The organism is Streptacidiphilus carbonis (genome assembly GCF_000787775.1).
In the GTDB taxonomy this organism is placed as follows: domain Bacteria; phylum Actinomycetota; class Actinomycetes; order Streptomycetales; family Streptomycetaceae; genus Streptacidiphilus; species Streptacidiphilus carbonis.
In genome coordinates, this window is the sequence record NZ_BBPM01000036.1 from 71,329 (window position 1) to 78,635 (window position 7,307).

General features: G+C 71.7%; 8 protein-coding genes. 6 read left to right on the plus strand and 2 right to left on the minus strand.

Going from position 1 to position 7,307, the window contains the following annotated elements:
- Positions 1 to 88: 88 nt before the first annotated feature.
- The 5 genes from TR46_RS25230 to TR46_RS25250 are packed head-to-tail and all read left to right on the plus strand — an operon-like array spanning position 89 to position 5,590.
- The gene (locus TR46_RS25230) at positions 89 to 1,372 is read left to right on the plus strand and encodes an LLM class flavin-dependent oxidoreductase (RefSeq protein ID WP_084718906.1); all 1,284 of its coding nucleotides are present in this window, start codon (positions 89 to 91) and stop codon (positions 1,370 to 1,372) included.
- 45 nt (positions 1,373 to 1,417) lie between these two features.
- Entirely contained in the window at positions 1,418 to 2,806 is a 1,389-nt protein-coding gene (locus TR46_RS25235; RefSeq protein WP_042405255.1) for an NtaA/DmoA family FMN-dependent monooxygenase, read from the plus strand.
- Positions 2,803 to 3,897: an LLM class flavin-dependent oxidoreductase gene (locus TR46_RS25240; RefSeq protein WP_042405257.1), complete on the plus strand. Its 1,095-nt coding sequence runs from the start codon at positions 2,803 to 2,805 to the stop codon at positions 3,895 to 3,897. The genes TR46_RS25235 and TR46_RS25240 overlap by 4 nt, the downstream gene beginning before the upstream one ends.
- Before the next feature lie 5 nt (positions 3,898 to 3,902).
- Positions 3,903 to 5,036: an LLM class flavin-dependent oxidoreductase gene (locus TR46_RS25245; protein ID WP_042405259.1), complete on the plus strand. Its 1,134-nt coding sequence runs from the start codon at positions 3,903 to 3,905 to the stop codon at positions 5,034 to 5,036.
- Between the two features lie 38 nt (positions 5,037 to 5,074).
- Positions 5,075 to 5,590, plus strand: a complete 516-nt coding sequence (locus TR46_RS25250) for a flavin reductase family protein (protein WP_236655490.1) — start codon at positions 5,075 to 5,077, stop codon at positions 5,588 to 5,590.
- Positions 5,591 to 5,593: 3 nt separating this feature from the next.
- Here TR46_RS25250 and TR46_RS25255 read toward each other — a convergent pair whose 3' ends face one another.
- Both TR46_RS25255 and TR46_RS25260 read right to left on the minus strand, forming a co-directional pair.
- Positions 5,594 to 6,001, minus strand: a complete 408-nt coding sequence (locus TR46_RS25255) for a hypothetical protein (protein ID WP_042405262.1) — start codon at positions 5,999 to 6,001, stop codon at positions 5,594 to 5,596.
- 103 nt (positions 6,002 to 6,104) lie between these two features.
- Positions 6,105 to 6,635, minus strand: coding sequence for a hypothetical protein (locus TR46_RS25260; protein WP_042405264.1), 531 nt, complete (start codon positions 6,633 to 6,635; stop codon positions 6,105 to 6,107).
- 139 nt (positions 6,636 to 6,774) lie between these two features.
- Between TR46_RS25260 and TR46_RS25265 the strand changes: the two genes are divergently transcribed.
- Positions 6,775 to 7,307: hypothetical protein (locus TR46_RS25265; protein ID WP_236655491.1), on the plus strand; the 533-nt coding region annotated here is incomplete at its 3' end.

Sequence of the window (7,307 nt, forward strand, 5' to 3'; positions counted from 1 at the left end):
CCACCCCCCCCCCGGCCGTCCCGGCGCGAGTTCCCTTCGGCATGCCCGCCACACCGTCGGGCAGCCATCCGAGCAGGAAGCGACTCCCATGGCCCTCCCTGACCGTGCCCTCCCCGACCCTGCCCTCCGTGCCTCTGCCCCCACCGGCCCCACTCCCCTCCATCTGGCCGTCGCCCTCGACGGCACCGGATGGCACCCCGCATCCTGGCGGCTGCCTGAGGCCCAGCCGCAGGGGCTGCTCACCGCCGCCTACTGGGCGGACCTCGTCGCCGAGGCCGAGCGCGGTCTGCTCGACCTGGTCACCATCGAGGACTCCCTCGGTCTGCAGTCCTCAGCCCCGTTCGAGCCGGACCACCGCACCGACCAGGTCCGCGGGCGGTTGGACGCGGTGCTCACCGCCGCCAGGATCGCCCCGCTCAGCCGGCACATCGGGCTGGTGCCGACGGCGACGGTCACCCACACCGAGCCGTTCCACATCTCCAAGGCGATCGCCACCCTCGACTTCGTCAGCAGCGGACGCGCCGGGGTGCGGGTGCAGGTGTCGGGGCGCGCGGACGAGGCCGAGCTGTTCGGCCGCCGTACCCTCCCGCCGCTCACCCCCCAGGACATCGGCCGACCCGACGTCCAGGCCCTCATCGGCCAACTCTTCGACGAGGCTGCCGACTACGTCGAGGTGCTACGGCGCCTCTGGGACAGCTGGGAGGACGACGCGGAGATTCGCGACGCCGCCACCGGCCGCTTCGTCGACCGCGAGAAGCTTCACTACATCGACTTCGAGGGCGCGGCCTTCAGCGTGAAGGGTCCCTCCATCACCCCGCGTCCGCCACAGGGCCAGCCGCTGGTCGCAGCCCTGGGACACCAGAGCGTCCCCTACCGGCTGATCGCCCGCTCCGCCGACCTCGGCTTCGTCACCCCGCACGACGCGGACCAGGCCCGCGCGATCGTCGGCGGTATCCGTGCCGAGCAGGCGGCTGCCGGGCGCTCCCACGAGACCGTGCATGTCTTCGCCGACCTGCTGGTCCTCCTCGACGACTCCCCCAGCGCGGCCGTCGCCCGGCGGGACCGGCTGGACGAGCTGGCCGGCGCCGCCCTCAGCAGCGACGCCGAGGTGTTCACCGGGACGCCCGCCCAGCTCGCCGACCTGCTGCAGGAGTGGCAGCAAGCGGGACTGACCGGCTTCCGGCTGCGCCCGGCGACCCTCCCCCACGACCTGGAACAGATCACCCGCCGCCTGGTGCCGGAGCTGCAGCGCAGAGGCGCCTTCCGCACCGCCTACGAGGCGGACACCCTGCGCGGACTGCTCGGCCTCCCCCGCCCCGAGAGCCGTTACGCGGCCGCCTCTGCCGCCGCCTCCGCCACCGTCCCTGTCTGAGCGCTTGCTCCAGCACCACCACCGAGAACTAAGGACACCCGTCGCATGAGCAAGCCCGTCAAGCAGATCCATCTCGCCGCACACTTCCCCGGCGTGAACAACACCACGGTGTGGAGCGATCCGGCCGCCGGCAGCCAGATCGACTTCAGCTCCTTCGTCCACCTGGCCCGCACCGCCGAGCGCGCCAAGTTCGACTTCCTCTTCCTGGCCGAGGGCCTGCGCCTGCGCGAGCAGGGCGGCCAGATCTACGACCTGGACGTCGTGGGCCGCCCCGACACCTTCACCATCCTGGCCGCGGTCGCGGCGGTCACCGACCGGCTCGGGCTGGCCGGCACCATCAACTCCACCTTCAACGAGCCCTACGAGGTGGCCCGGCAGTTCGCCTCGCTGGACCACCTGTCCGCGGGCCGCGCCGCCTGGAACGTGGTCACCTCCTGGGACGAGTTCACCGGTCAGAACTTCCGCCGCGGTGGATATCTGGCCCAGGAGGACCGCTACGAGCGGGCCAAGCAGTTCCTGACGGCCACTCAGGTCCTCTTCGACTCCTGGCGCGGCGACGAGATCGTCGCCGACAAGGAGTCCGGCGCCTTCCTGGCCGACCCCGACGTCGGCCGGTTCCAGCACCGGGTGAGCCAGTTCGACATCTCCGGCCGGTTCAACGTCCCGCGCGGCCCGCAGGGCCGTCCGGTGATCCTGCAGGCCGGCGACTCCGAGGAGGGCCGGGAGTTCGCTGCCTCCTCCGCCGACGCCATCTTCAGCCGGCACGGCACCCTGGAGTCGGGCCGGGCCTTCTACTCCGACGTCAAGGACCGGCTGGCCCGCTACGGACGCGGCCACGACGAGCTGCTGATCCTGCCCGCGGTCACCTTCGTCCTCGGCGAGACCGACGCCGACGCCCAGGAGAAGGCCGCGCTGATCCGCCGTCAGCAGGTCAGCGGCCAGACCGCGATCAAGTTCCTGGAGCAGCTCTGGAACCGCGACCTCAGCGACCACGATCCTGACGGCCCGCTGCCCGAGGTCGACCCGCTGGTCGGCGAGAACACCATCGCCAAAGGACGGGCCAGCGTCCGGATGCACCGGGATCCGCGCGAGGTCGCGCGCCAGTGGCGGGAGTTGGCCGCGGCGAAGAACCTCTCCACCCGCGAGGTGATCATCGAGGTGACCGGGCGTCAGTCATTCATCGGCACACCGGCCAAGGTCGCCGAGACCCTCAACGAGTTCGTGCAGACGGACGCCAGCGACGGCTTCGTACTGGCCCCGCACATCACCCCGGGCGGCATCGACGACTTCGCCGACACCGTCGTCCCACTGCTGCAGGAGCGCGGAGTCTTCCGCAGCGAGTACGAAGGCACCACCCTGCGCGACCACCTCGGCCTGGCGGAGCGGTCGAAGAAGTCGGGGCGGTCGGAGAAGTCGGGGCGGAAGGCGTCATGAAGTTCATCACCATCACCCTGATCGTCCACTCCCCCGACCCGGTCACCGGCCGGCAGCCCTCCACCCAGGAGCGCTTCCGCCAGGTGCTCGACAGCGCGCTGCTGGCCGAGGAGCTCGGCTTCGACGGCTTCGGCGTCGGGGAGCGGCACGAGCGCCCCTTCATCTCCTCCTCGCCACCTGTGGTGCTCAGCCATGTCGCCGCGCTCACCTCGCGGATCCGGCTGTTCACCGCGGTCACCACGCTCAGCCTGCTCGACCCGGTGCGCGCCTACGAGGACTACGCCACGCTGGACCACCTGTCCGGCGGCCGGCTGGAACTGATCATCGGCAAGGGAAACGGCTCCGCCCAGCGCGAGCTGTTCCAGGTCACCCCCGAGGACCAGTGGGACCGGAACGCCGAGTCCTACGAGCTGTTCCGGCAGATCTGGCGCAACGACAGGGTCACCGCCTCGCCCAAGTTCCGTCCGGAGCTGCTGGACGCGGAGGTCTGGCCCCGACCGTTCCAGCAGCCGGTCCGGGTCTGGCACGGCAGCGCCACCAGTCGGGAGTCGGTGGACCTCGCCGCCCGGTACGGCGATCCGCTGTTCTCCGCCAACGTGACCAACCCCATCGAGCCCTACGCCGAGCTCATCCGCTACTACCGCGAGCGCTGGCAGCACTACGGCCACGACCCGGCGCTGGCCGCGGTCGGCGCCGGAACGGCCGGGTTCTACGCCGCGCCGACCTCGCAGCAGGCGCTCGCCGACTACCGCCCGGTCTTCGAAGGTTATCTGGCCTTCCAGCGGCGGCTCGGGGTCGAACCGGTGTTCCCGACCCTGGAGGACTTCGTCGACCGCAGCTCGGCCCTGATCGGCAGCCCGCAGCAGATCGCCGACAAGGTGCACCGCTACCACGAGCAGTTCGGCCACAGCGTGCTGCATCTGCACGCCGAGGCCGGCGGTCTGACGGGTGCCCAGCACCGGGCCTCGCTTGAGCTGTTCCAGTCCGACATCGCACCGGTGCTGCGCCGGACCATCCCCGACCCGCCCTGGGCCTGGGGTCCCGTCACCACGCCGACGCCTGCCGGTGCCCCGGCCCCCGAAGGAGTCTGACCGCCATGTCCACCACCCCGCTCGCCGTCCTGGACCTGGTCCCGATCAGCTCCGGATCCACCGCCCGGCAGGCCCTGCACAACAGCATCGACCTGGCCCGGCAGACCGAACGCTTCGGCTACGGCCGCTACTGGTTCGCCGAGCACCACCTCAACCCCGGCGTCGCCGGGACCTCGCCCGCCGTCGTGCTGGCCCTGACCGCCGCCGCGACCTCCCAGATCCGGCTCGGCGCCGGCGCGGTCCAGATGGGCCACCGCACCGCCCTGGCCACCGTGGAGGAGTTCGGGCTGCTCGACGCGCTGCACCCGGGCCGGTTCGACCTCGGCCTCGGCCGCTCCGGCGGCCGGCCGGCCCCGCCCGTGCGCGAGCCGGCGCTGCTCGGCCGGACGGCGGTGGTCGACGGCTACACCCCCAACGGACTGCGGATCCCGGCGAAGTTCGACTTCCGGCAGTTGCTGGGCTCCCCGCGCTTCGCGCTGCACAAGAAGCTGCTCCAGCAGCCCAACGCCGAGGCGCAGGACTACGCCGAGCAGATCGACGACATCCTGTCGCTGATAGCGGGCAGCTACCGCACCGCCGACGGGGTCGAGGCCCATGTCGTCCCGGGCGAGGGAGCGGACCTCCAGATCTGGATCCTCGGCAGCAGCGGCGGCACCAGCGCCGAGGTGGCCGGGGCCAACGGCCTGCGCTTCGCCGCCAATTACCACGTCAGCCCGGCCACCGTGGTGGAGGCCGCCGAGGGCTACCGGGCCGCGTTCCGGCCCTCCGCCGTGCTCGACCGGCCGTACGTCAGCGTGTCCGCCGATGTGGTGGTCGCCCGGGACGAGGCCACCGCACGGGAGTTGGCCACCGGCTACGGCCTGTGGGTGCGCAGCATCCGCAGCGGCGACGGCGCGATCCAGTTCCCCACCCCGGACCAGGCCCGGGCCCACGTGTGGAGCGAGCAGGACCGCACACTGGTCCAGGACCGGGTGGAGACCCAGTTCGTCGGCTCGCCGCAGCAGGTCGCCGACCAGCTGGAGATCCTCCGCGACGCCACCGGGGCCGACGAGTTGGTCATCACCACCATCACCCACGACCACGCGGACCGGGTCGCCTCCTATCGTCTGCTCGCGGAGGAATGGGGACGCCGGTCATGAACGTTACAAAACCAGGCATCCTGATTCGGAGGGGAACTGTGGACCAGGCCCAGACCCAGGTTCAAGCCCAGGACGTGGACCTGCACCCCGCCCGGCTCCGCCAGGTCTTCGGCGCCTTCCCGACCGGGGTGACGGCGATCGCCGCGCTGGTCGACGGGAGCCCGGTCGGCCTCGCCGCCAGCTCGTTCACCTCGGTCTCGCTCGATCCGCCGCTGGTGTCGGTCTGCGTCGCCCACAGCTCGACCACCTGGCCGCTGCTGAGCACCAGGCCCCGCCTGGGCGTCAGCGTGCTCGGCGCGCAGCAGGAGCTGGCGTGCCGTCAACTCGCGGCGAGGGAGGGGGATCGCTTCGCCTCCCTGGACTGGCGGGCCACCGCGGACGGCGCGGTGCTGGTCGAGCAGGCGTCCGCCTGGCTGGACTGCAGCGTGCAGCAGCTGATCCGGGCCGGGGACCACGACATCGTGCTGCTCAGGGTCCATGAGCTGGACGCCGACCACTCGGTGCCCCCGCTGGTCTTCCATGCCAGCGGCTTCCGCCGGCTCCAGGCTGCCTGACCCCTACCGGGGGACCAGAGTCACCAGGACCAGCACGATGGTGGCGACCGCGCAGGCCCCGTGGGCGACCACGGCGGTGAACGGGAAGTGCCGTTCCGCCGTGGTGTCCGCGCGGGCGTGCAGCCCGGAACTGGGCAGCCAGCGGAACAGCATCATGAATCCGAACGAGGCCACGATCAGCACCACGGCGCAGGCCGCCCAGGCCGACGCCCGGGTGTGGCCGAGCAGGAACAGCAGCCAGGCGCACAGCCCGGTGACCGCCAGGGCGACATGCCCGAGCACCAGCCAGACCGGCAGCCTGGTCACCCCCGCCCCGCGCTGCCGCAGGCCGCCGTGCCGGATCCAGACCGTGCCCAGATACGAGCCGAGCCCCGCGGTCACCAGCCAGGCCACCAGCACGATGACCGACATGACCAGCCCCCTCCGTCGCGCGTTGCGGGAGCGGACCCAGACGGGTCCGACTTCCACAGCAGACCGCACATCAGGAGCGGATTCAGACGGATATACCTTTGCTTCACTCGTTCGAGTGGCCGTCCCGCGCGGGCAGGGCCTCACCGCACCGGCTGCAGTAAAGCGCGGACGCCTCGGACGCCATCCGCCCGCACTCCGGGCAGACCCGGTCCAGCATGCACGGACCCTCGCCGCCCTCGGCCGGCTGCAGCACCGGCGCCGCCGTGAGATTGCCGATACCGAGACCGGCCCGGCGCTGGTGCACCGTCAGATAGGCCAGCCCGTCCGGCCCGGCGGTCAGCGAACGGCGGCTGCGGCGCGGCAGCCACAGCACCGCACGCGGCTCCAGCTCCAGGCTCCCTTCCGGTCCGTCCAAGCGTCCGCTGCCCTCCAGCACCACCAGCAGCACGTCCAGGTCGTTCTCGGCATGCTCCCCCACCGCGGCGTCCGGCCCCAGCCGCACCAGGTTGGAGTCCAACTGCCGCCCCGGCTCCGCCAACCGCCACAGCGCGCCACCACGGCCGGCGGCCGCACCGGCAGCGTACTCGGCGCCCAGATCGGCCAGGATGCGGGGAACAGCGGGAACGGTGGACATGGCGATCGCTTTCGTGGGGGTAGGGCCGGTCGGGGCAGTACCCATTATCGTCCGGCACCGCCAGCGAGGGCACGCACGCCCTGGCCGCCCTCGGCATACCCTGTGACCATCAAGATCACTGTCTACGGCGGGGGTGCCGGTGACCGACCTGCGGCAAGCCCACGATGCGGCCCGCACGATCGCGACGACCGCTCTGGGACGCGACCCCGGCCCCATGAACTCCGCTGAAAGCAGCTCCCACCACGTCTACGTCGGGGCGGACGTCGTTGTAAAACTCATCGAGGCCGCCGACCACTCCCGACTGGATCGGGAGATCGCCTTGGCGCCCCACCTGCCTACCGGTCTCACGGCCCGGCTGCTCGACAGCGGGCTCCAGAAACTGGACACCCGCGAGATTCGCTACGCCTGCTACGTCCGAGTGCCGGGAGCGGCCCCGGGCATGGGCATGCCCGGTGTGGACGCAGCGACCGCGCGGCTGCTGGCCGAGGAAGCCGTCCAACGGCTCGACGGCCTCCACCGCTGGACACCCCCGACACACCTCCAAACCATGCTCCGAGATCCTCTCGACCACGGCGGTTTCGTCAGCCGAGCCGCCCTCGTCGCCGAGATCGAACACCTCACCGCTCTGGCCCAACACGGAGCTGTACCCGACGGATTGCTCGACGGCCTGAG